General features: G+C 54.6%; 2 protein-coding genes. Both read right to left on the bottom strand.

Translation table 11 applies throughout. From position 1 onward, the window contains the following. Positions 1–141 precede the first annotated feature (141 nt). Entirely contained in the window at positions 142–360 is a 219-nt protein-coding gene (gene infA, locus FEM54_RS33335) for a translation initiation factor IF-1 (protein WP_002553999.1), read from the bottom strand. Between the two features lie 100 nt (positions 361–460). Continuing rightward, positions 461–841: arginyltransferase (locus FEM54_RS33330; RefSeq protein WP_138454372.1), on the bottom strand; the 381-nt coding region annotated here is incomplete at its 5' end.

The following is an 841-nucleotide window of genomic DNA, read 5'->3' as shown; positions in this document are numbered from 1 at the left end:
GTATAAGAGACAGGCTGAAGAATATTTTCCTGATAGACCGCCATCGCAGGCAAGCCAGCTCCCACAGGGATTTGTGGTGTTGAACAAAATTGCGCACACACAAAAACGCCCGGTATAACCGGGCGTTTTGTATTGACTTGCTTAACGAGCGCGGTAAGTGATGCGCCCTTTGCTCAAGTCATAGGGCGTCAGCTCGACGCGCACTTTGTCACCGGTAAGAATACGAATGTAGTTCTTGCGCATCTTGCCGGAGATATGCGCGGTTACGACGTGCCCATTTTCCAACTCCACACGAAACATGGTGTTGGGCAGGGTGTCGACGACAGTGCCTTCCATTTCGAAGCTGTCTTCTTTCGACATGCAGTAAAGCCCTCGGTATCCAGTGAATGGCCCGGTGCAACTGCGCCAGGCAAAAGCGGCGTGCATTGTGCCCGAAAAAGGGTGTTTAAGCCAAGGGGTTCTAGTTAAGCGTTACCCATCTTTGATTAATCAGTAGCTCAATGGGCCGATATTGGGTCTTGTAGTTCATCTTTTTGCAGTTCTTGATCCAGTATCCGAGGTACACCGCCTCCAGTTCCAGGCGCGCGGCTTCACCGATTTGCCACAAAATCGCAAAGCGCCCAAGGCTGCGGCGTTCTTCGGCCGGCTCGTAGAAGGTGTAGACCGCCGACAGGCCGTTGGGTAGCAGGTCGGTCACCGCCACCGCCAGCAAGCGGCCTTCCAGGCGGAACTCATAGAAGCGCGAGAAGGGCAGGTCGCGCACCAGGAAGGTCGAAAACTGATCGCGGCTGGGCGGGAACATATCGCCGTCCGCATGGCGTTGTTCGATGTAGCGTTGGTA

Origin of the sequence: Pseudomonas edaphica (assembly GCF_005863185.1) — a bacterium.
Classification (GTDB): Bacteria; Pseudomonadota; Gammaproteobacteria; order Pseudomonadales; family Pseudomonadaceae; genus Aquipseudomonas; species Aquipseudomonas edaphica.
This window is presented reverse-complemented; position numbering and strand designations above follow the sequence as displayed.

Coding starts and splice junctions, on each gene's coding strand:
- infA (WP_002553999.1), bottom strand. CDS start 360: ATGTCGAAAGAAGACAGCTTCGAAATGGAAGGCACTGTCGTCGACACC.